The sequence below is a fragment of the Polaromonas sp. genome (genome assembly GCF_029945925.1).
In the GTDB taxonomy this organism is placed as follows: domain Bacteria; phylum Pseudomonadota; class Gammaproteobacteria; order Burkholderiales; family Burkholderiaceae_C; genus Polaromonas.
This window is the reverse complement of record NZ_JAQSDN010000046.1, coordinates 1-22,177: the sequence shown is the minus strand read 5'-3', so window position 1 is coordinate 22,177 and position 22,177 is coordinate 1. Positions and strand designations below refer to the sequence as shown.

The window sequence follows — 22,177 nt, the reverse complement described above, 5'->3', positions numbered from 1 at the left end:
TCGCGCTGGACAGCACCTTCGTCAAGATCGTCGCCTGGTATGACAACGAGTGGGGCTACTCGAACAAGTGCCTGGAGATGGTGCGCGTTGTGGCGAAGTAAACATTGCCGCCTCTGTAAAAAAGCGCCCATCGGGGCGCTTTTTTTCTGGGTGACGTACCGCCTGGCGCCCGCTCCGGAGCCTGGGCGCCCGAGAGCCACGGACTATGGCCGTGCTATGGCTGGCTGATGGATTCCCGAAGGCCTGGCGCTGAAGCGGTACGGCGGCCCGGGCCGCGCACGAATGGGTGCCCCGGGCAACCCTGCCCGAAGTGTTTGGCCAGAATTTATATGAAAACGGGCTGTAGCCCTTGTATGGTGTGCGAACTCAGCTACGAATAACATAGCATAAAGACGGGATTTCCCGGCGCAGTCGGCCCAACACCCGGGCTTTCACCGCCGGCCAGTCGGGTCCGGGATGAAAAAGCCACAGCGCACCACGCGGTCTTGCCGGACGGTCCGGCCGCGTGTTCATTTCTTCAGGCGGGTGCGGCTTGCTGCACGTCTTCGGCCGCTTCGCGCAAGCCCTGCACGTCCATCTCGAACAAATTCGCATGCACGGCACGTGCAATGGCGTAGCGCGAGAGCCGCTGCGTGGCCGCATCAAATTCGGGGTGACGAAGCCGGCGGATGGCGCCGAGCGTACGCTGCAGTTGCAGGCCAACCTCCGCCGCCCCAGCCCCATACCGGGCCAGCGGCAAAAACACATCGTCCAGCATGCCGGCTTCATCCAGCGGGGGGGCATTCACGCGGTCAAACAGGAGCTCGGCAGTCCCGCTGTCCGAATGCAGATGCTGCACCCAGTGCGCCAGGGTCCGGACAGCGGTTGCCATCACATCCAGCGCAGTGCCCGGATCATTGACACCCGGCGACAGGGCCCGTGTGGCGATTTCCCCGAGCACCACCAGGCCGAAGCGGGGATCATGGTCAAAGGTCCGCGAGGCGCCGATCAGCACCGCGTTGTGCATGGCCTTGCACCGGGCCTCATCCATCGCGCGGTCGCTGCTGATGATCAAGGTCGAGGGCTCGATGAAGGCGCCCGGCAAAACGTGCACATAGAGCGTGTCGTCGTTCTCCTCGGCCAGCTTCTGGAGGATGTCCATGGACACATGCTGCACAAAGCCGGTCTCCGAGGCGAGCAGGGTGTAGCGCCCCTGGCTGCCCCGGCGAAGGGGTTTGCCGCCCAGGCAGGGCCGGGACAGCCGCTGGTCCATCGCCTTGGTGGTTGCCTTCTCAACCCGCTGCAGGGTCTCACCCATCCTGCCGAGTACCGACAGATAGTCGATCCAGCGCAGGAGCACGACCACCACAATCAACAGGATCGTGATGGTGAAGCCAAACAACACCAGCCGCCCGCCGCCACCGTAAATATGGGCGCGCAGGCCGATCAAGGCGATCACGCTGTAAAGAAAGGCCCCGACAAAGGTGGCCAGCGTGTTCTGGATAGTGGCGTCTTCGATCATCAGTTGGGAAGCGCGGGGCGTGGCGCTGCTGGCAACCGCGGTGAACGATGAAACCATGGTGCTGGCCGAAAAAATGGCCACCGTCAGCATGCTGGTGGCAATGATGTTGAGAATGCTTCCAATGGCGTCCGCACCCAGCTTGACCGCCACATCCTCGGGGATGGACGGCCCGAGCAGCATGGACATGCCGATGGCAAGTATGGCCATCAGCGAAAACAGCACGCAGCGTACCCAGGTCTTGCGCATCACGCGCTGGAGCAGGTAGATCAGTTTTTCGGTCATGGCGCCAGTATCGCTGCAGGGGCTTGACGCCGCATCCGGCGCCCGGGTTCAACCCCCCGGTGATGACGCCTTGACGTCGGCTGGCCTTTCCTCGCGCCCATCCGGGTGCCGCGCAAAACGCAGGGGCTCACGCCCGTGCACGGGCGCGTTGTCCGCAAACGGCCAGCCGCCGAATTGTGTGCGCTGGTAATCCGCCAGGGTCTGCGCAATTTCGGCCTGGGTGTTCATCACGAAGGGGCCGTACTGCACCACCGGCTCAGCAATGGGTCTGCCCTGCAGCAGCAAAAATTCGGCGTCGTCGCCGCCTCTGTTGAGCAGCTCAACCGCAGCCTCCGCGCGCAGCTCGATGGCTGCATGATGGGTCACGGGCTGACCGGCTACGGTCACGGCGCCACCCTTGAAAAAATACAGCTGGCGCCGGGTGCCCACGCCGGCGGCGGCTGGCAGCGTCCAGCGCGCACCGGGGGCCATGTGTATCGTCCAGATCGCCACGTCGGTGTCGGCCTGCGCGGCCCACGAGTCGGGTGGCGGTGTGAGCGGCGTTACAGGCGCACCGGCGGCAGCGAGCCGGCCGGCGATCACCGCCACCTCGGTGCGGCGGCCTTCCGCGTCCGTGACGCTCAAGCGCGGAATGTCCTGCGACCAGAACATGGTGAAGTGCGGCTTGGCCATCTTGCTCTGCCGGGGCAGGTTCAGCCAGATCTGGAACAGCGCCAGCGGGTTGGGCGCGGTGCCATCGAGCAGCGGAAACATTTCCGAATGAACAATGCCCTGCCCGGCCGTCAGCCACTGCACATCGCCGCGGCCGAACCGTGCGGTGGCGCCCAGCGAGTCCGAATGGTCGATCAGCCCCTTGCGGACGATGGTGACGGTCTCAAAGCCGCGGTGCGGGTGGGCCGGAAAGCCCGGTACCACGCCGCCGTGGTACATGCTCCAGCCGTCCTTGCGCGAAAAATCCTGGCCGATGGCACGGCCCGCCAGCGAGGCCTGGGGCCCCATCTGCGCATTGGCGGCCGGGTAGGCATCGTCGTGGTACACGCAAAAGAGGAAGGGGTCCATCGTCTCCCACGGAAAACCGAGGGGCTTGATCTGAACCAGGGGGCTGGGCGAAGGGAAAAAAGAGGACATGGTGCGGCTTTGCTGAGGTCAACTTGGAGCCTTGGAGCCTTGGAGCCTTGGAGCTTACTGGCATCTGGTTTCCATTGCCGAAGCCGATCCGTGTGCACCCAATCCACCTGGGGAGGGCGGCAACACCGGCCAATTCGGGACACGTCGTCGTGGGTTCGTCCTACAGGACAGGGTTCGCGCCGCAGGTAGATTCACGGTTCGTCCTCTTGCAGCTACCCAGAAATCATTTTAGGCAGTTCAAGGCCGAGGCAGGAAAAACTGCCTGCGCACAATTTCGCGCGCATTTTTCGCTCAAATTCCGAAAGACTTCCATGAAATATTCCATTCTGCTCGCCGCTCTGGTCGCTACCCTTGGTCTGACCGCTTGTGACCGCACGGTGGTCACGCCTACGCCTGCCGTGGTGACCGTCCCTGGTCCTGCCGGCCCTGCTGGCGAAGCTGGTTCCACCGGCGCCACGGGTTCTACCGGCTCCACCGGCTCCACCGGTTCAACGGGTTACACCGGCGCGACTGGCGCCACGGGCTCCACCGGCCCTAGCGGTGGTGCTACCGGCGCAACGGGTGCCACTGGCGCTACCGGCTCCACCGGTGCCACGGGCGCAACCGGCGCTACCGGCGACACCGTGATTGTTGTCCCGCAAAAGTAAGCTTCCAGCAACGCGCTGGCCACCCCTTCCGGGGCTGGCTGGCATGATGCGGGTGCACCACCGTGCACCCCATGAAAAGGCCCTAGCCACCGAGGTGACTGGGGCCTTTTTCTTGGCCGGGCAGGCATGGCGGATACGTCGGGTTCAAGCCTTCATCAGGCCTTCAATTTCCACCCGGTGCGAAAGATCCACCACACGGCGCCCAGGCACAGCGCCATAAACCCCAGGATGGCGGCGACGCTAATGCCGACGTTGACGTCCGCCACGCCGTAAAAGCTCCAGCGGAAGCCGCTGATCAGGTAGACCACCGGGTTGAACAGCGCAATCTTCTGCCACAGCGGCGGCAGCATGTTGATGGAGTAAAAAGCGCCGCCCAGAAAAGTCAGCGGCGTCACCACCATCAGCGGCACGATCTGCAGCTTCTGGAAGTTGTCCGCCCAGAGCCCGATGATGAAGCCGAACAGGCTGAAAGTCAGCGCGGTCAGCAGCAGAAAGCAGAGCATCCAGAACGGGTGCGCAATGCTGTAGGGCACGAACAGCCGTGCCGTTGCCAGGATCAAGAGGCCCAGCAACACGGACTTGCTCGCCGCCGCGCCCACGTAACCCATCACCACTTCCATGGCCGACACCGGCGCCGACAGCAGCTCGTAAATCGTGCCTGACCATTTGGGCATATAGATGCCGAACGCGGAATTGGAGATGCTCTCATTGAGCAGCGACAGCATGATGAGGCCGGGAATGATGAAAGCGCCGTAGCTGATGCCGTCGATGTCGCCCATGCGCGAACCAATCGCCGCGCCGAACACCACGAAATACAGCGAGGTCGAGATCACCGGCGAGGCGATGGACTGGGTCAGCGTGCGGAAGGTGCGCGCCATTTCAAAGCGGTAGATGGCCCGGATGGCGTGCCAGTTCATGCGGCCTCCTTCAGGGCGGCCGGCTTGTCGGCATGGACCAGGCTCACGAAGATGTCTTCCAGCGAACTCTCGCTCGAATGCAGGTCCTTGAAATCGATGCCCAGTTCGGCCAGCTGTTTGAGCAGTGCCGCAATGCCGGTCTCCTCGCTCTGGGTGTCGAAGGTGTAGACCAGGGTGTGGCCCTCCCCCTCCAGCGTCAGCGGCAGCCCGGCCAGCGCCTGCGGAATGTGCTGCAGCGGTGCCTGCAGCTGCAGGCTCAGCTGTTTCTTGCCGAGCTTGCGCATCAGCACCGCCTTGTCCTCGACCAGAATCAGCTCGCCCTTGCGGATCACGCCGATGCGGTCGGCCATTTCCTCGGCTTCCTCGATGTAGTGCGTGGTCAAAATGATGGTGACGCCACTGCTGCGCAGATCGCGCACCATCTGCCACATGTCGCGCCGCAGCTCCACGTCCACGCCTGCCGTGGGTTCGTCAAGGAAAAGTATGGTCGGCTCGTGCGACAGGGCCTTGGCGATCAGCACGCGGCGTTTCATGCCGCCCGACAGCGCCATGATCTTGCTGTCCTTCTTGTCCCACAGCGACAGGTCGCGCAGCACCTTCTCGATGTAGGCCGGGTTGGGCGGCTTGCCAAACAGGCCCCGGCTGAAGTTCACGGTCGCCCACACGGTTTCGAAAGCGTCGGTCGACAGCTCCTGCGGCACCAGCCCGATCTTGGCGCGGGCGGCACGGTAGTCGTGCACGATGTCATGCCCGTCGGCGGTGACGCTGCCCGAAGTAGGCCGAACGATGCCGCAGACAATGCTGATCAGCGTGGTCTTGCCGGCGCCGTTGGGCCCGAGCAGGGCAAAAATTTCGCCGCGCCGGATGTCCAGATCCACCGACTTGAGCGCGTGGAAGCCGGAGGCATAGGTTTTGGTGAGTTGCTGGATGGAGATGATGGGTGGCACGCGGCATCCTGAAGTCGTTGTCATGCCGGAACAGGCTGGGCCGATTCTATTGATGTTTCGTGACGCACGCTTACCGCCAGGGCCGGACTGGGCAGGCACAGAAAAACGGTGGCGAGGTGCCGGCCGGCTGCTCAGCGCGTGCGGCGGTAGGTGGCCGTCATGAAATGCTTCCAGCTGCCGTCGGCCTGAAGCACCTGCGAGGCCAGCTCGTACACGTCGGGCCCCTGCAGGGTGATGATGTCCTGGTAACGCACCAGCGTGCCGTCGCCGCTGAACGACGGGCCTTCCGTGTCCAGCGTCAGCACTTTTTCGGCCGCGTCCAGCGCGCCCGCGTAGTGCCACAGGTGCGTCATCATTGAACCGACGAAGGTGCCGGTAAAGGCGCTTTTCTGCGGGTCATACCCGAGGGTGATCAGCATGTGGGCCCGGCTGCCATCGGGCATGCTGCCCTGGCTTTCGCACAGCACCCACAACTCGCCCAGGCTGCGCACGGTTTGTTGGCCCGCGTGTTTCATGGCCGGCTGGCCCGGGCCCATGTCCGCCTGGCCTTCAAACGTCCATTCGCCCACCAGTTGCTGCAGCCAGCAGTGCTGGACCAGCGCCGGCACCGCGGCGCACGGGTCTTGTTCGGTATTGGACATGACAACCTTCCTTTCAGGGCATGGGCAGCGGGTTGATGACCATCCAGCCCACGCCGAAGCGGTCGGTCAGCATGCCGAAGGACGAGGCGTAAAAGGTCTTGCCCAGCGGCATCTGCACCTGCCCGCCGTCGCTCAGCGCCTTGAACAGGCGCGCCACTTCCGCGTCGGTGGGCGCGGTGAGCGTCAGCGAAAAACCCCTGAACTCCGGCTTGCCGCCGAAAGCCATGCCGTCCGAGGCCATCACCTGCGTGTCGCCGATGCGCAGATTGGCGTGCATGATCTTGTCCTCCGAGCCCGGTGGGCACATGTCCGGCGGCTGTGGCTCGGGGTTCTCCTTGAAGCGCATCATCGCCGTCACTTCGGCGCCCAGCGCGGTTTTGTAAAACGTCAGGGCCTCTTCGCAGCGGCCGTCAAAAAACAGATAGGGCTGGACTTGCATGTCGGTCTCCTTGTCAGGGGGTGGGTGGGGGACGGGGGCGGGTTGGCGGAAGTGGCGATGCAGGCCGGCATACAGCCGCAAGGTCTCCGTCACCATGGGTTCATGCGGCCTCGTAGACCTGCTGCAGCTTGTTGCCGTCGAGCTTGATCATCTGCATCATGGCCTGCATCACGCGGTTGACCTTGGCCGGATCCTTGTCGGCCAGCACCTTGCCCATCACGCTGGGCACGATCTGCCAGGACACGCCGAACTTGTCGGTCAGCCAGCCACAGGCCTGCACGCTGCCGCCCTCGGACAGCCTGTCCCAGAGTTCATCGACCTCGTCCTGGGTCGGGCAATCGACAAACAGCGACATGCCCGGCGCAAAGCCGAAGTCCGTGCCCGCATTGAGCACGAAGAAGGTCTGGCCGGCAATTTCGAAACTGCCGGTCATGAAGCTGCCTTTGGGGACCGGGGCGCCATCGCCGTAACGCTGGGTGTCGCCGGCCTTGGCGTTCCTGAACACCGAGGTATAGAACTTGAGCGCATCTTCAGCCTGGTCCTTGAAGGTCAGGAAGGTGGTGATTTTCTGCATGGGAATGCTCCTTGGAATCGCTGGCCAAACATTGCCGGCGTTGTCAAACAGAGGTATCGTGAAGGTGTTGTGTACACCGTCCACAAAAGAATAACAAAGATAATGGACGGCGTCCACATAAAAAGTAACCAACCATGACAGCCCTGTCCATCACGCCGCCGATCTCGCCGCCGGCCCGCAGCACCTACCGCCACGGCGACCTGCGCCGCGCGCTGCTGGAAGCCGGCATCGAGCTGGCGCGCGCGGGTGGGCCCGAGGCCGTGGTACTGCGCGAAGCCACGCGCCGCGCGGGGGTGGCGCCCAACGCCGCCTACCGGCATTTCGCCAGCCGCCAGGCCCTGCTGCAGGCGGTGCGTGCCGCCGCGCTGTCGGCCGTGGCCCAGGCCATGGAGGCCGAACTGGCCGCCGTGCCCACCGGTTTGCCGCCAGCCGATTTCGCCCGCGCCAGCGTGCGCGCCGTCGGCACCGGCTACCTGCGTTTTGCCCAGGCCGAGACCGGGCTGTTTCGCACCGCCTTTGCCGCCTCCGACGACATGAAGCAAGAAGCACCACGCGACCCCGACAAGGCCGGCCCGGGCGGCCTGAACCCGTTCGAGCTGCTGGGCGCCGCGCTCGACAAGCTGGTTGCCGCCGGCGTGATGCCGCCCGAGCGCCGCCCCGGCGCCGAGTTCCTGGCCTGGTCCGCCGTACACGGCCTGGCCATGCTGGTCATCGACGGCCCGCTGGGCCCGGTGATCGGCCCGCAAATGCAACTGGTCGGCCAGCGCCTGCTCGACATGGTCGAAAAAGGGCTGTGAGCCGCCCCTTTCTCCCTTGCTGCCAAACCTGAGGAGAATACGGTGACACGCCAACAGGAGCCACCCCATGCCACAGCCCATGCCACTACACATCGGAATCGTCGGCTGCTCCGCGGAAGGTGCCGCGCTTTGTTACCGCACCATTTGCGCCGAAGGTGCGCAGCTGCTCGGCCCGCACGCGCACCCCGAAATCTCCATGCACACGCCCTCGCTCGCCGCGTACGTGGACTGCCTGGAGCGCGGCGACGTGACAGGTGTGGGCGAGCTGATGCTGGACTCTGCCTACAAGCTCACGGCCATTGGCGCCGACTTCCTGATCTGCCCCGACAACACCATCCATCAGGCCTTTGACTACGCAGCGCCGCGCTCGCCGCTGCCCTGGCTGCACATTGCCGAGGTCGTCGCCGAAGAAGCCGCGAGGCGCGGCTTTCGCCGCATCGGCATCACCGGCACCCGCTGGCTGGTGGACAGCGAGGTCTACCCGGACAAGCTGGTCGCGCGCGGACTGCAGTATTTGCGTCCCACGGATGCCGAGCGCGACGAGCTGGGCCGCATCATCATGGACGAACTCGTGTGCGGCATCTTCCGGCCCGAAGCCGTGGCCAGTTTCCAGCGCGTGATTGAAAGAATGAAAAGCGAAGGCTGCGACGCGGTGGTGCTGGGCTGCACCGAGATCCCGCTGATCATCAACGACGGCAACTCGCCGCTGCCCACGCTGGACTCCACGCGCCTGCTGGCGCGGGCGGCGCTGCAGCGCGCGGTGCAGGGCACTCTTTAGGCATCAAATCTGCCCGCAGCCCTTTCCACACGGGCGCAAGCTGCTATCAAAAAGGAAGTGCCGGACGGCCGGGCAGGTGCCCCTGCCCAGCGACAGCACCTACATCGGCAGCCGCCGGCTCACAGTGTTTTCTTGGGCACCAGGGCAATCGTCAGCCCTTTGGCCGTGACGGTGATGCTGCCCGGCTCCAGCCCCAGGCCGTCGGTCAGCATCAGGTCCTGCGGCTTGAGCTTGTGCAGCACCACTTCCTTCAGTGCCTGGCTGGCCAGGGTCGGGGCGTAAGCCTGCAGCAGCGCCGCCGGGCCGGGCGCCATGTCGTCCAGGCGCAGGGCGTTGAGCCGTATCTGGTGCGCGCGCAGCGTCTGGTCGCTGGCTTCGTAACGCAGCGCAAAGTCCACGTCGAAGGTACCGGTCGAGGTGCGGGCCAGCGCCGGGCCGGCCGCGTCCACCACCATCTCGGTGCCCAGGCGGTTCTGCTCGGGCAGCAGGCGCACCCGCGGCGCCTGTACGTTCAGGTTCAGCAGGCTGCCCATCTCATAACGCCGCGGGAAGCGCTGCGCCAGAGCCTGCTGCAGCTGTTCCAGCGTCACCTTGTAGCCCGCACCGCCGGATGCAGCCGGCGTGGCGGCGCGCACGACAGCGGCCAAGGCGATCCAGCTGGGCAGGGTCAACAACAGTCTGCGTTTCATCGGGCCTTCATGAAAAAGTGAAAAAGCGCCTGCGGGCATGCAATCGGTCATTGTGCGCCGCACAGGCCGTGCCGCAGCGTATACCCGCCCCGCTGATGCGGTTGTCGGGCACATCCCGTTACCTGCAGACACGGGCCGCCTACAAGCCAACACATGCACGACACCTGCCGCGCGCTCAATGCATCAACCCGGCTGCTAGGGCCTGTTCACACTGTTTATGCAAGATGCGTTGCGAGTCAAAAAGGCCATGCGTGAGGCGCAAAATGCAGCCGGGCTGACGCCCGGCAAGGCTTTGCAACGCTGCGCATGGCCTTTTTGGCCTCAACCCGGAGGGAACGTGGTGAAAACAACGCCACTCGTCGTTGCACTCCTAGCCCAGCCGCCCAGGCTGAGCGTCGTCGCGCGCCTTGATTGGCGCTGTTTTCACCACGTTCGCACTTGTATAAACAGTGTGAACAGGCCCTAGGACGGGTGTCAGGACACTTCATGAAAACGACTCTTCTGGTTTTGACCGTGGCCGGCCTGTCCGGCTGCGCCGTTTACCCGGTGCCGGCCTACCCGACTTACCCGACCCATGGCGGTGGCCCGCCCATGGTGGTGGAGCAGCCGGTGTACATCGAAGGCGGGTACCAGCGCCGTGCCTATGACTACCCGCGGGGCTACAGCCGGCCTGCGCCTGTCGTGGTGGTGCCGGTTCCGGTGCCGCGCGCCTTTCCACATAGACCGCCGCCGCACGCGTCGCACCATGACCATGACCGTGACCGTGACCATGGCGACCGCGACGGCGTACGCGACCGTGACCGTGATGGCGACGGCGCACGCGACCGCTCGGACCGCTGGCCCAACGATCCGCGCCGCAGGTAAAACGCAGCTATTGATCTTTTCCAGATACACGACAGTGAATTGGACTGCTCTCACCCTCGCCCCTTGGGAGAGGCTCGGGGTGAGGGATTGATCGTTCCGACTGTCCTGAGTTTTGAAACGCTCAATAGACCCCTGTCCTACCAGCCGAGGTTCGCGGACAGGCGGGCCATGGTGGCGTCGTCGGGCAGTCCGGAAGCCGGCAGTCCGGCACGTTGCTGGTACCTGACCAGCGCCTTCTGCGTGTTCTCCCCGTACCACCCATCCACAAATCGCGCGCCGCCATAACCGAGCAGCATCAGCGCCAGCTGCACGGTGCGCACCGCCAGGTCGGGCAAAGGCCCGAGCTGGTAACGTTTGTGGGCCAGCGCCAGCTTCTCGTCGTAGCGGTTCTTCTGGAAATCCTGCCCGTTGTAGCTGAAGGCAAACTGCACCCAGTCGGCGTTGCGCAGATGCCGCGCAAGATGGCCCTGCTCGATGAACCCGGCCATGGCGTCGAGCTGCGCATCTTCCGACGTCTGGCTGGCGCTGACCAGGGCGTCCACGCTCGCAAAGCCGACCCTGGTGGCGTTGAACCCCATGACCTGGCCCAGCCCCCAGGACGTGCTTTTCAGTGCGGCCTCGCGGTCGAGCATCATGGCCCGGGTGAGCCGCTCATACTGGGAAGCGCCGCCATTGCCGTAGCCGCCCGCGCTGCGGTTGCTGATGTCGGGCGCTTGTGCATCGAAGCGCCCGTTCGTGAGCCGGCTGAACCAATGGCGCTCGAACAGGATTTTGGGCCGCCGGTCCGGCAGGAAGCCGCAGCCACTGGTTTCAACCGTCAGCACAGCCCAGAGCGCGGGTGCGTCCACCCCCAGCCTGCCGAGCACCGTTTCAATTCCCTGTTGCGACAGCGGCGCTGCCTTGCCTGTAAACATGAGCTGGTTTCCTTTCTGTAGCCGGCGATGCAGGAACGATGTGCTCCTGAAAGGGCAGGCGTGCTTTTGAGAGTTGTTATGCTCCCGGTTGTAACGGCCCGGCGGCGATTTGACATCCCCCAAATGGAGGACAAACACGCGCGGTGCAGCGGCCGTAGAACCAACGGGGGCATGATGTTTTTTGCGGCACGCCACCCGTTCCGCCGCGCACAGTACGCGGTGACGGGTTAAGCATGAAACCGGCCGCCAGCCCAATGACTACGGGTGAAAGCAGCTATAACAACAGGAGTGTCAGCGCGGCGTTGCGGGAACCGGCCGACTGGCCCATCATTGGCAGCAAAGAGGCAAGCGCATGTTTTTCAGCCATTCCAACGAGATCTGGACCCAGTGCCCCGAGCTGGTACCGGGCGCCATGTTTGTCCGGGGCATCAGCAGCAAGGCGGCGGTCGGCCCGCAGGTGGCGCGTTTCAGCGGCCTCGCCGCGGCGCGGCTGGCCAGCAGCGGCGAAGGCGAGTTGCCGGAGATCAAGGCCTGGCGCCAGGTGTTCTCGAAGATGGGGCTCAAACCCACCAAGTACCGCTGTGCGGCCGAGGCATTGCTGCGTCGCCTGCGCAAGGAAGGCGCCCTGCCGCGGCTGCACCCGCTGGTGGACTTGTGCAACGCGGTGTCGGCGGCCTTTGCCATTCCGGTGGCCGTGTTCGACCTGGCCAAAGTGGTGGGCGACCTGCAAGTTCGTTACGCCACCGGCCTCGAGCATTACCAGACCTTCTCCGGCGAGGTCGAACACCCCGACGAACATGAAATTATTTTTGTCGACGAGGCCGACAACGCCCACGCGCGCCGCTGGACCAACCGGCAAAGCAGCCTGTCGGTCGTCACCGCCGACACCAGCACGGTGCTGATCGTCGCCGAAGCCCTGCACGAGTCGGCCCATGAAGACATGCGCACGCTGATCGCCGCCCTGATGCACGAAGTGCCCGCGGCCTGGCCCGCCGCCACCGCCAAGGCCCGCCTGCTGACCCGGTCTGCACCGCGTTTTGAGCTGCAGCCGGCGCCGGCAGTGCGCTGACAACCCGGCCTGGGTCATGGCGGGGCTAACCCGCCAGCCATGATTTCCGTCTCCAGCAACCCCATGTAAAGCGCGCGTGCTGTCTTGCAACAGCATGTGTCCTGCGTCGTCACGATGGCCGCGCCACACGTTGTACACGGGATCATCATGACTTCATCTGGTCACAACTCGCTTACTCAAAGGACTCTCATGAACAAATTACTCGCCACCCTGATCGCTACCCTGGTGACCGGCGCTGCATTTGCGCAAGCTGCCGCGCCCGCTACCCCAGCCGTGCCCGCGACGCCTGCGGTGGTCAAGGCAGAAGCCAAGGCCGACAAGTCCGTGGCAGCCGCTGTGAAAAGCGAAGCCAAGGTTGACGCCAAGGCCGACACCAAGGTTGAAAAGGCAGAAGTCAACGCCGCTGAAAAGAAAACCAAGGCCGTGACCAAGTCCGCCACGACCAAAGCCAAGGCCAAAGCCAAAGTCGCCAAGGCTGACGCAGATGACAAAGCCAAGGCCACCGCCAAAGCTGAAAAAACCATCGTGAATGCCGACGCCAAAGCCGACAAGACCATCATCAAGGCCGACGCCAAAGTGGAAACCGTCAAGGCCAACGCAGCAGCCGACAAGGCTACCGCCAAGGTTGAAACCGGCGCCGTCAAGGCAGAAGCCAAGGCCGACGTGAAAGCCGCCGGCAGCAAGTAAGCAGCAACGCAGCGGCTGCCCGCAGCCGCGCAAGCCAAAACAGAAAAGACAGGCCTGGCCTGTCTTTTTTTATGGGCGCCTGAAGGTTGGCAGGCTGGAGGTGTTGTCGTTATTCATGACACCACACCACACCACCCGTTCGGACTGAGCTTGTCGAAGCCTGCCCTGGGCTCCCGTCGAAGGAGTCGAAGCCGGCTCGTCCTGTCAACCCTTCGACCCTTCGACAAGCTCAGGACAGGCCGAGTTCAGGGCGAACGGTCTGGAGAGCAGAATTCAAGCGAAATCGGCCGCCAGCCCATGTGCCACCTGCGCAAACAGCTATCAAAACAGGAGTGACGCAGGGCGCCTAGCGGCCCACCACCGACCAGCCCGCCTTCAGGTTGGCCTTGTCGTTCTCGTACTCCCACGCCGTGCCGCAGCGGTCGCAGCGGTACTTGGTGACGGTGACCAGCGCGCCGCCGCGCCTTTCCTGGCGGTTGGCGCCCTGCACCAGCTCCGGGTGCCCCGGGGCCTTGCGCCAGTTGCGCTGGATGCCGGCGCACGAGTCGCACAGCTCCATTTTTTGCAGTTCGGTCTTTCGGTTCAGGTCGTCGGTCATGGTGGGGCTCTTGAGGTGGGGGTGACGCCTGGCCGGTGCGGGCACAAGGCCGGGCGTGATGGGCTCCATTGTCGCGCCTTCTGCCTGTCGGTCATGGCGCTTTCGCGCCGCAGCCCGTGCCCCCGCTTGCCCGGCAGGTGCATGTCGCCTCGCGGCAAGTCTTCGTAGTGCAGAGTCTGCGCAGGCGTTGGCTGGTGTCTTGCCCGGCGCTGACATCCCCACCACCGATTAACCGCACGCAAGTTAATTTGACGTTTCAGCGGCCTGCTGCCAACCCGGCACATTGACCGCATAACGCGTGGCCTTGCCCGCGCCTTGCCCGCGTAGCAGCCCCTTGGCCAGCAAGCCGGTCAGGTCCCGCGTGGCGGTGGCCTTGGATGTACCGGTGATCCTGGCGTATTTGTCCGGAGTCATGCCACCCAGAAAGCCGCCGCCCAGCTCCGCGTTGCCGGCTTCCAGCATGCGGTCCAGCACCTTGTGTTGCCGCGCATTCAAGCCACATTGCGCGGCTTGCAGGCGGAAGGCTGACTTGTCCACCGCCTGCCGCACCACCGTCTGGCAGGTTCTGCAACCTTGGACAAATGCCTGGACAAACCAGCGCACCCAAGGCGTCACATCAATCGTTGCGCCCCGCGGCTTCGGCTGGCGGATGCGCTGCGCCGTGTTCAGCCCGTCGTAATAGGCGGCGCGGGTCTTGAGCATCTGGCCGGCCATGCCAAACACGCGCACCTGGGACACATCAGCGCCGTGGTCGTGCGCGTAAATGTCTTGCGCCAAAGCCATGTCCACCAGTGCGCGTCCGAGCCGGCCGTTGCCGTCTTCAAACGGGTGAATGGACTCGAACCACAGGTGCGCAAGCGCCGCGCGGGCAACACCATGCAGATTCGGTGCGGCGCCTTGTGTGGGCCGGGTGGCCTCAAACCACGCCAGAAACTGCTCCATCTGGCCGGTCACCTGATTCGAAGGCGGTGCCTCGTAGTGAACCACCTCCCGCCCGAGCGGCCCGCTGACGATTTGCATGGCGTCCGCATGGTTGCGCAGGCGCCCCACAGCAATGCGCGTGATGCCCGAGGTGCCCCCGGGAAACAAGGCTGATTGCCAGCGGCACAGGCGGTCCAGGTCCAGCGTGCTCTGGTGGTTTTCTATGGCGTCTTGCATGACCAACACCAGACCGTCCACATGCCGGTCATGGCTGGGCGCATCTGTCAGGCCCAGCCGGTGTGCCACTGACGACCGCACCGATTCCAGATTCAACTTCTCACCCTCAATGGCCGCGGTGGCGATGGCCTCCTGCACCCACAGCTCACGTCGCACCTCTTGCGCCTGTCCCAGGCCAATGGCCTCCAGCAGGCCCAACAATTTGCCTTGTTCCATCCGCGCCAGGTCCAGCTCAGGCGCCATGGCAACAGCGTCAAACACCAGCGCAGGCCAGGCCGGGTGCTGCCAGATGTAGCGGGGCTGGGGGGCGAGGGTGTTGGTGGCCATGAGTCGCATTTTAAACAATACGGCTCAAAAAATGAGCCGTATTTCCAAAATTACGGCTCAAAACCGGGTAACAGGGCGCGTAACCGCATATGCGCCGCATCTTCCAGGTCCACCGGCAACTGCTGCTTGGCGCGCAGGTAGTGGTTGGTGAACACGTCCAGGTAAGCCTCCAGCGTCTGCGCCCCATGGGTTTCACCGGCCAGCTCCAGGCACAGCGCGCCCACCTCCGAGGTGCAGAAATGCGCGTCGCGCTGCGAGCGGCGCAGGCGGTAGCGCGACAGCTGCTCGCTCTGCAGGCTCAGCACCGGCAGCTTGTCCAGGTAAGGGCTTTTGCGAAACATCTTGCGCGCCTCGGGCCAGGTGGCGTCGAGCAGCACAAACAGAGGTCGCTTCGCCGGCGTGCCGTCCGTGGCCCCGGCGGGCAACAGCGCCGTCACCACCCGCCCTTCCGCTACAAACTCCCCGGGAAACACCAGATACGGCTGCCACTGCGGGTCGGCCAGCAGGGCCAGCAGCGCCGGGTCCACCTCGGTGCGCGCCCAGCCAAAGGCAAAGGTGTCGGCCACCACATCGGCAATCAGCCAGCCGGTGTTGCTGGGCTTGAGCGGCTCGATGTCGGCCATGATCAGGCACACGCCCGCCCGCACCGGCAGCACCGGACGCAAGGCACACAGGCAGTGGCTGGGAATCAGCCGGCAGCCGGCGCAGCGCTCCCCGCGCGGGCCGCCGCGCGCCAGAAACGGCTTGGAACTGCGCGCCAGGCGCGCGCTGCGCAGGCGGCTGACCGCATGAGGGGCGTGGGGGGCTTGGGGCATGCGCAGGGTTGGGGCAGTCTTGGTTGAGTAGGGGCGCGCTATGGCAGTGGGGTCGCGCCTGTCATTGCGGGCGGAGCCTGCCCCGGACCCGATCCGGGGACCCGCCATCCATGTCCCGACGCTCAACAGGTCGTGGACCCTCCAGGCGCTGACTGCGCGTTGCCTGCCGCGGCCGGGTCAAGCTGGCCGGTGAATCACGCAGAGCTTGTTGCCGTCCGGGTCGCGCAGGTAAGCCAGGTAGGGCTTGCCCGGGTGGGTTTCGCGAACGCCCGGCGGGTCTTCACACGTGGTGCCGCCATTGGCAATGCCGGCCGCGTGAAAGGCGTCGCCCTGTTCCGCAGACTCCAGCTTGAAACCGATGGTGCTGCCGTTGCCATGGCAGGCCGGCTCGCCGTTGATGGGTGTGGTGATGCCGAAGGTGCCGCCCGGGCTGCGGTAGAAATAGCGGTTCTTGTTGGCAACGCCGGGGGCGATGCCCAGGGTGCCGAGCACCGCGTCATAAAACTTCTTCGAGGCTTCGAGGTCGCTGACACCGACCATGACATGACTGAACATTGATTTTGTCTCCGTGGGGTGCCCGGGGATCGGGCGAATGGAACTGGGCATGTTACTTGAGCCGGCTTGCGGCGGCGGTCGGGGCTTGCGCCCGGGTACCTGGACGCGCTCAGCCGTTCTCAGCGGCTATCCGCGTATTCAAGTTCAAACAGCGGCACATCGAGCTGGCGGCTCAGCCACACGCCGCCGCCAAGTTCGGTCAGGCCCTCCCGCAGGCCGCGCCTATACAGCTCCGCCGGGTGACGATGCAGGCGCGGGTCGGCCAGTTCATCGTCGATGATGTCGCGCTCGTAGTCTTCGCGCGTTGCGGCCTCTACATACAGCGCGCCCCGGCACAGGCGGCCCAGGTTGTGCAGGGCCCGCTTCAGGTCCGGCGCGCTCAGGTAGGGCAGCACGGCCTGGCAGATCACCAGGTCGAACGGCTCGGTAGCGGCGTAGTCCACCACCGACCCACGCTCCCAGCCAAATCGTTCGCACAGGTACGCGCTGTACTCCACGCCCTGGTAACTCGCATCCGGAAAGTGCGTGGCCACAATCGCGCGCCACACGCCAATGCCGCAGCCCATGTCCAGCACCCGCTTCACGGGCACGCGCAGGTACTTGAGGTAGCTGCACACAAAGGTGCCCAGGCGCGCTACATGCGCCGGGTCCACCACGCCGGTCTTCTCGTCAAAGTAATAGCGCTGGTAGTACGCTTCGTCGAACCATTGATCACTTGCAGATTTCACGCGCTTCGCTTTTCTTTCTTCTGCAGGCCGTCAGCATGCTGCGCGACGGCAACAACGCACGAGGCATTCGGCAGCGTGTAAGGGGTAATGAGGTATGGGGCAAGGTCCCGGGTCAGTGCGCATGGTACTTGAGTCGATTTGCGGCTTTATTCACCGCACATAACGCGGCGAATACGCCGCAGGTGACCGCACCGCCCCCACGCAACCCCGCTGTATCTGGCCACTGCCCGAAGGCCGCACTTCAGCCATGACGTGCCGCCCCAGTGGGCGGTGCTGCCGCATGGGTATGCGTTGTGTATGAAAAATGGCTCCAGCCCTTGTGGAACAAGCGCAAACAGCTATCAAAAACGGAGCAAACCAGGTCTTTGTGGATGGCGTCGACATACTGTGCAAAAATACAGTATTCATCACGCAGCACGCTTGCTGCCGCTCCAAGGGGTCGCCATGAAAGTTTCGCCTGCCAGCTTTGATGGTCAGTCCATCCGCCGCGTGTTTGACGAAGCCACCGAGACCTGGTGGTTCTCGGTCATTGACGTGGTGCAGGTGTTGACGCAGCAGCCAGACTACCAAACTGCCCGCAAATACTGGAACAAGCTCAAAGAGCGGCTGGGCAAAGAAGGCAGCGAGTCGGTGACAAACTGTCACCGACTGAAATTGCCCGCAGTAGACGGCAAAAACTACCTCACCGATGTAGCCACTGCCGAAACCTTGCTCCGTCTGGTGCAATCCGTCCCCAGCCCCAAAGCCGAGCCCATCAAACTCTGGCTTGCCAAGGTCGGCTACGAGCGCATGCAGGAAATGGCCGACCCCGCCCTCTCGCTCAACCGCGCCCGCCAGACCTGGCAGCAGCACGGCCGCAGCGACAAGTGGATTGCCCAGCGCATGACCGGGCAGGAAACCCGCAACAAACTCACCGACTACTGGCGCGAACACGACATCAAGGCCGGCCAGGAGTTTGCCATCCTCACCAACATCATCCACACCGAGTGGAGCGGCGTCAGCGTCTGGTTCAGGCGTAGGATGGTCGCCGTCACGGTACTAAACGGAGTATTCATTCATGGGACTTCTTTCTTCACCTCAAAACAGTCTGGCTGCCATGGCGGTGGGCGACCAGTGCGTGTTCAAAATCAGGCGGGCGTCGAACCATCAGTTCTCCTGGACGTTTCATAACGTTCGGGGAAACACTGAACCCATGGCGCAAAGTGAAACGTATACAAACAAACAGAGCTGCGAACACAGCATTGACCAGCTCAAGCGGTTTGCCGCTAACGCCGGATTAGACGACTTGTCTTGAAGCTTCAGCATTAGAAAAATCGGCTCACTTGGCCGGCTATTTTTTTCAGGTATCGGCTTGGTCTTTGGCGCAGGCGGCAACCGGCGCAGCGCTCCCCGCGCGGGCTGCCATGCGCGCCCGCTTTGCATTGCCTGCCCCGATCTGTCATTTCGGCCTTGGACCCGCAATCCATGAGCCCGTTTTCCTGAGCGGGTGGGTGCGGTACCCCCCGGTGCGCTTCTGGAAGATCGGACCTGAACCCATCGTTTTTGAGTGGCGCGCGTAAGCTACGATTCGCAATACAGCGCGGCAACAAAAATCCGTCGGATTCCAAATAGGGGAGAGGACTACGTGTACGATCAATCATTCAACAGGCATACCCTTGAACGAGTACTTCAAAAAGGTGACTTTCGCGGCATTGCAGCTGCCGATCACGAAGTGTTCAAGGAGGCCCGACTGGTAGACGCGGAGGCAGCTGCACTATTGAATTTTGGCGCCCCCCTGAATCCACTTAAGTCTTTCAATTTGAAAGGGAAGGCCGTATTCGCCCTGTCCAGTTTAGCGAATGAACTGGTTGTTAGAAAGCTATCTGCCAACCTCAAAAGACTGGTCAAACCTCACGGCCGGGGTCGGTCCGCAATTGTTGGGAACTTGTACTTACTCTTGGAAGAAGGCGTACCGTTTAGGGTCTATCGACTAGACATAAAGAACTTCTACGAATCGTTTAGTACTTCTGAGCTGTCATCAAGAATTGATCAACTTGCAGAACTCAGTCCACATAGCAAAGACCTACTACATTCGTTGCTCGTCAGTCACAAAGGAATCGGGGGTACAGGTGTCCCGCGAGGTTTAGCCCTCAGTGCAAACTTGGCCGATTTGATGATGGAAAATTTTGACCGGACTATATTTTTCGATCAGAACGTTTACTTCTATGCACGCTACGTTGACGACATCATTGTCGTCACGTCCTGCCGAGAACAAGTAACGCCCTTTACTAAACTGATCAAGGCTGCACTACCTGCAGGGCTCGAACTCAATCCAAACAAAAAAACGATAGCTCATGCTGAAAAACGCGTGGCACCGAAAGAACCGCCCGTAAAGCAACCCTTGTTGCATTTCGATTACTTGGGGTACAGTTTCTCGGTACATGAACCCGCGAAAGAGGCGAAGAAGAAAGAATTTGCCCATTTTCGTGCCGTGACAGTCGACATCGCGGACTCAAAAGTAAAGAAGATCAAGACGCGGATCGTTCGCTCCTTTCTTGACTTTAACCAGACCAGCGATTGGTCGCTTCTTTATGATCGCATCCAGTTTTTGACGCAGAATTTTAGTGTCTACAACAGCAAAGTTGGTAGTAAAAAGTTGGCTGGTATCTATTACAGCTACCCCGAAGTTTCCGAGGCTGCCGCCAGCTTGATTGGACTTGATAGTTTTCTCAGAAACGCCGCCCTATCTAGGACAGGCAAGCTTTTTTCACAAACGTCTTTGAAATTGAGCGGGAAACAAAAGCGTTCAATCCTCTCCCAGAGCTTTGTAAGAGGGCATGTGAGCAAAAGCTTCGTTTACTTTCCAGGCCAGAGAATTAAACAAATCCAAGAATGCTGGGTAAATTAAGGGAATGGGATGAGCAAGATAAATCTAATTAAAAGAAGCGACTACAACCGGATACTGATCACCGAGACGCTTCCGTACGAAACACCCATCATCTTTTCTAATGATGGCCTGTACAGCAGACTGCTGAACTTCGAAGCTGAAGATGAAATACAAAAGACACTCCTGCAAGCCCTCGTCCTAAGTGTAGGTTTGCCCAAGAATGTGAGCGCGACAATTCCATATCATTACAAAATAAAGAAGACCTCAACGGAGTTTCGGCGACTCGCACTATTGCATCCCAGGTCGCAATGGAGGGTGAAGTGCTTTTACGAAAAATACGAAAAGCTCATCCTCCACTACTGTTCTCTGAGCCCTGCTTCGATTCGAGCACCTAACAGCGTTGCAGGAAGCTTCTACAACAAGAGTGCCTGGGAAAATGTAAATAAGTACAAAAATGGCGGTGTTGCTCTCTCTGCGGTAGACAGATATGCGAAGCACACCCCTTCCTTCTTTGCATATCGTGGGTATGACCGGCTCTACAAATTTTTTAACTCAAAGGATTATTTTTCCCTGGAGAAGAAATTCGAAGTCCTACTAACACTGGATGTGTCCAAGTGCTTTGACAGCATCTATACCCACAGCCTCTCATGGGCTGTGAAGGATAAGCAATTCACAAAAAACAACATCGACGTTTCGTCCACATTCGCACAAGAGTTTGATGCGGTGATACGGCATGGAAATCACAATGAGACGCACGGCATTCCTATTGGTCCTGAAGTCAGTCGTGTGTTTTCGGAAATTCTTTTTCAGGAGATTGACAGGCAGGTAATCGCAAGACTTCAGAAAAAAAGCTTCAATGTGGACTATGCGTTCAGACGTTATGTGGATGACGTTTTCATTTTCGCCAAAGACGACAAGATTGCCCGATTAGTCTATGAGTCCTATGCCGACGTGTTGGTCGCGTTTAGTCTCCATGCAAACACAGGGAAGTCCATGCGTCTTGCAAGGCCGTTTCTTACAAAAAAATCACGGCTAATTAATGAAGCAAGTCAAAAAACTAATGAATTTATTGACAAGTTTTTGGTTCAAAAAGGTGGATCTCTACTTCAGCCAAAAAAGGTCTATTCACCATGGAAACTCACAAAGAGCTACATAGATTCAATCAAGACGCTGTGCTCTCACAATAGTGCTGACTACGACGAAGTGGCGTCCTTCTTAGTAGCAATAATCACGGAGCGAGTCAAGAAAATTGTTGCTAACGACCTGCCTGCGACAGAAAAAGAATTTCAGCAAGAGTACTTGAGTGCACTCTACGTTCTGTTAGATGTGCTCTTTTTCTTCTACAGCGTCTCGCCCTCAGTAAGTGCCTCTTACAAGTTGAGCACCTCCCTAATTCTTGCGATTCGGTTCGTCCGCAAAAATATCCCGAAGCACACAGCGTCTATGTCGCAACGAATCTATGACCTAACCGTCACGCTACTTGCGGATGAAAGCGGAAAGCCTGATGCCGAAGGGGTGGACGGTTTTATTCGTCTTGAGTGTCTGAACATCGTTTTGGCCATACGTGAGCTAGGCGATCACTATCTTCTGCCTGAGACGATCATCGACGAGCTATTTGTGAGGTCGCGGGAGATGTCCTATTTCACAATGGTGTCCTGCCTTTTCTATATAAAAGCAGATTCGCGCTACAGCAAGCTGAGACTGAAAATTGTCGCAGCGATTTCCGAGAAGTTAAGCGATCTCTCTGACGTGTTGGGCAATAGCGAAAAAGCTTACCTTCTCCTCGATATGTTTAGCTGCCCATTTATCACGGACAAGAAAAAGAAAGACTGGTCGCAAGCTTTCCATCGCCTCTTGAGTAAACCTGCTCCCACAACTGTCCAATGGAACGGATTTTTGGCCAATTCGGCGCAAGGTCACTGGCAAGTGAATTGGAGTGATGTTGATTTGCTCAACTCATTGGAGAAGAAGGAATTGAAACAAGCCTACTGATGGAGTATGCTTGTACTTGAAGGATGTCAGGGGTTCCTCATCAAGCTTGGATTCGTCCGGGCTTGCAATAGATCTCTGCAAGGAGATTTTCTGCAGTCGGTCAAGTTGGTTTGCCTGCAAGGGCGGTCAATGGGAATGGCTGTACGAGCGGTGATCGAAAGGTCATCCACACACTCAGTGAACCGCTTCATCCTTCACCTATTCTGTAGAACTAGTACATTGACACATAAATAACGAAACATGTGTAAACTCTCGTTGCCGCCA

24 protein-coding genes are annotated in these 22,177 nt (G+C 61.2%); 10 read left to right on the top strand and 14 right to left on the bottom strand.

Annotated features, from left to right (window positions below; translation table 11 throughout):
- Positions 1–517 precede the first annotated feature (517 nt).
- Positions 518–1,783: a DUF2254 domain-containing protein gene (locus PSV40_RS16265; protein WP_300539741.1), complete on the bottom strand. Its 1,266-nt coding sequence runs from the start codon at positions 1,781–1,783 to the stop codon at positions 518–520.
- A gap of 48 nt (positions 1,784–1,831) precedes the next feature.
- Positions 1,832–2,911 (bottom strand): pirin family protein, encoded by a 1,080-nt coding sequence (locus tag PSV40_RS16260; protein WP_300539739.1) that lies wholly within the window; start codon positions 2,909–2,911, stop codon positions 1,832–1,834.
- Between the two features lie 311 nt (positions 2,912–3,222).
- On the opposite strand from PSV40_RS16260, the gene PSV40_RS16255 reads away from it, so the two are divergent.
- Complete coding sequence (locus PSV40_RS16255; RefSeq protein ID WP_300539737.1) at positions 3,223–3,558, top strand: collagen-like protein; 336 nt, start codon at positions 3,223–3,225, stop codon at positions 3,556–3,558.
- 155 nt (positions 3,559–3,713) lie between these two features.
- On the opposite strand, the gene PSV40_RS16250 is transcribed toward PSV40_RS16255, so the two are convergent.
- The 5 genes from PSV40_RS16250 to PSV40_RS16230 all read right to left on the bottom strand — a co-directional run bounded on the left by PSV40_RS16250 (position 3,714) and on the right by PSV40_RS16230 (position 7,076).
- Positions 3,714–4,475, bottom strand: coding sequence for an ABC transporter permease (locus PSV40_RS16250; RefSeq protein ID WP_300539735.1), 762 nt, complete (start codon positions 4,473–4,475; stop codon positions 3,714–3,716).
- Positions 4,472–5,422 (bottom strand): ABC transporter ATP-binding protein, encoded by a 951-nt coding sequence (locus tag PSV40_RS16245; RefSeq protein ID WP_300539733.1) that lies wholly within the window; start codon positions 5,420–5,422, stop codon positions 4,472–4,474. The genes PSV40_RS16250 and PSV40_RS16245 overlap by 4 nt, the downstream gene beginning before the upstream one ends.
- Positions 5,423–5,553: 131 nt before the next feature.
- A complete protein-coding gene (locus PSV40_RS16240; RefSeq protein ID WP_300539732.1) occupies positions 5,554–6,063 on the bottom strand; it encodes a DUF1579 domain-containing protein in 510 nt (169 codons plus the stop codon).
- 13 nt (positions 6,064–6,076) lie between these two features.
- A complete protein-coding gene (locus PSV40_RS16235; RefSeq protein ID WP_300539730.1) occupies positions 6,077–6,502 on the bottom strand; it encodes a VOC family protein in 426 nt (141 codons plus the stop codon).
- 100 nt (positions 6,503–6,602) lie between these two features.
- A complete protein-coding gene (locus tag PSV40_RS16230; protein WP_300539729.1) occupies positions 6,603–7,076 on the bottom strand; it encodes a VOC family protein in 474 nt (157 codons plus the stop codon).
- A 134-nt stretch (positions 7,077–7,210) separates the two neighbouring features.
- Here PSV40_RS16230 and PSV40_RS16225 point away from each other — a divergent pair, with 134 nt between their 5' ends.
- Positions 7,211–7,873, top strand: a complete 663-nt coding sequence (locus tag PSV40_RS16225) for a TetR/AcrR family transcriptional regulator (RefSeq protein WP_300539727.1) — start codon at positions 7,211–7,213, stop codon at positions 7,871–7,873.
- Positions 7,874–7,952: 79 nt separating this feature from the next.
- Complete coding sequence (locus PSV40_RS16220) at positions 7,953–8,651, top strand: amino acid racemase (protein ID WP_300539745.1); 699 nt, start codon at positions 7,953–7,955, stop codon at positions 8,649–8,651.
- A gap of 119 nt (positions 8,652–8,770) precedes the next feature.
- On the opposite strand, the gene PSV40_RS16215 is transcribed toward PSV40_RS16220, so the two are convergent.
- Entirely contained in the window at positions 8,771–9,340 is a 570-nt protein-coding gene (locus PSV40_RS16215; RefSeq protein WP_300539725.1) for a DUF1439 domain-containing protein, read from the bottom strand.
- A gap of 486 nt (positions 9,341–9,826) precedes the next feature.
- On the opposite strand from PSV40_RS16215, the gene PSV40_RS16210 reads away from it, so the two are divergent.
- Positions 9,827–10,204, top strand: coding sequence for a hypothetical protein (locus tag PSV40_RS16210; protein ID WP_300539723.1), 378 nt, complete (start codon positions 9,827–9,829; stop codon positions 10,202–10,204).
- A gap of 137 nt (positions 10,205–10,341) precedes the next feature.
- On the opposite strand, the gene PSV40_RS16205 is transcribed toward PSV40_RS16210, so the two are convergent.
- On the bottom strand, positions 10,342–11,118 hold the full coding sequence (locus PSV40_RS16205) for an N-acetylmuramidase domain-containing protein (RefSeq protein WP_300539721.1): 777 nt from the start codon (positions 11,116–11,118) through the stop codon (positions 10,342–10,344).
- A gap of 352 nt (positions 11,119–11,470) precedes the next feature.
- On the opposite strand from PSV40_RS16205, the gene PSV40_RS16200 reads away from it, so the two are divergent.
- Both PSV40_RS16200 and PSV40_RS16195 read left to right on the top strand, forming a co-directional pair.
- On the top strand, positions 11,471–12,187 hold the full coding sequence (locus PSV40_RS16200) for a phenylalanine--tRNA ligase beta subunit-related protein (protein WP_300539719.1): 717 nt from the start codon (positions 11,471–11,473) through the stop codon (positions 12,185–12,187).
- A 189-nt stretch (positions 12,188–12,376) separates the two neighbouring features.
- Entirely contained in the window at positions 12,377–12,874 is a 498-nt protein-coding gene (locus PSV40_RS16195) for a hypothetical protein (protein WP_300539717.1), read from the top strand.
- 346 nt (positions 12,875–13,220) lie between these two features.
- On the opposite strand, the gene PSV40_RS16190 is transcribed toward PSV40_RS16195, so the two are convergent.
- From PSV40_RS16190 to PSV40_RS16170, 5 genes are all read right to left on the bottom strand, one after another.
- A complete protein-coding gene (locus PSV40_RS16190) occupies positions 13,221–13,472 on the bottom strand; it encodes a hypothetical protein (RefSeq protein ID WP_300539743.1) in 252 nt (83 codons plus the stop codon).
- A 243-nt stretch (positions 13,473–13,715) separates the two neighbouring features.
- Positions 13,716–14,957 carry a DUF4172 domain-containing protein gene (locus PSV40_RS16185; RefSeq protein ID WP_300539715.1) on the bottom strand — a complete coding sequence of 414 codons (1,242 nt, stop codon included), beginning with the start codon at positions 14,955–14,957 and terminating at the stop codon, positions 13,716–13,718.
- 50 nt (positions 14,958–15,007) lie between these two features.
- On the bottom strand, positions 15,008–15,772 hold the full coding sequence (locus PSV40_RS16180; RefSeq protein ID WP_300539713.1) for a tRNA-uridine aminocarboxypropyltransferase: 765 nt from the start codon (positions 15,770–15,772) through the stop codon (positions 15,008–15,010).
- Between the two features lie 177 nt (positions 15,773–15,949).
- A complete protein-coding gene (locus PSV40_RS16175; protein ID WP_300539711.1) occupies positions 15,950–16,327 on the bottom strand; it encodes a VOC family protein in 378 nt (125 codons plus the stop codon).
- A gap of 119 nt (positions 16,328–16,446) precedes the next feature.
- Positions 16,447–17,055, bottom strand: a complete 609-nt coding sequence (locus tag PSV40_RS16170; RefSeq protein ID WP_300539709.1) for a class I SAM-dependent methyltransferase — start codon at positions 17,053–17,055, stop codon at positions 16,447–16,449.
- Positions 17,056–17,442: 387 nt separating this feature from the next.
- Here PSV40_RS16170 and PSV40_RS16165 point away from each other — a divergent pair, with 387 nt between their 5' ends.
- The 4 genes from PSV40_RS16165 (at position 17,443) to drt3b (ending at position 21,913) form a co-directional block, all read left to right on the top strand.
- A complete protein-coding gene (locus PSV40_RS16165; protein WP_300539708.1) occupies positions 17,443–18,225 on the top strand; it encodes a Bro-N domain-containing protein in 783 nt (260 codons plus the stop codon).
- Positions 18,113–18,349 (top strand): DUF1508 domain-containing protein, encoded by a 237-nt coding sequence (locus PSV40_RS22880; RefSeq protein ID WP_366915036.1) that lies wholly within the window; start codon positions 18,113–18,115, stop codon positions 18,347–18,349. Before PSV40_RS16165 ends, PSV40_RS22880 begins: the two co-directional genes overlap by 113 nt.
- Positions 18,350–18,679: 330 nt before the next feature.
- Positions 18,680–19,942, top strand: coding sequence for an antiviral reverse transcriptase Drt3a (gene drt3a / locus PSV40_RS16160; protein WP_300539706.1), 1,263 nt, complete (start codon positions 18,680–18,682; stop codon positions 19,940–19,942).
- 9 nt (positions 19,943–19,951) lie between these two features.
- A complete protein-coding gene (gene drt3b / locus PSV40_RS16155) occupies positions 19,952–21,913 on the top strand; it encodes an antiviral reverse transcriptase Drt3b (RefSeq protein WP_300539704.1) in 1,962 nt (653 codons plus the stop codon).
- The last annotated feature ends 264 nt before the right edge of the window (positions 21,914–22,177 follow it).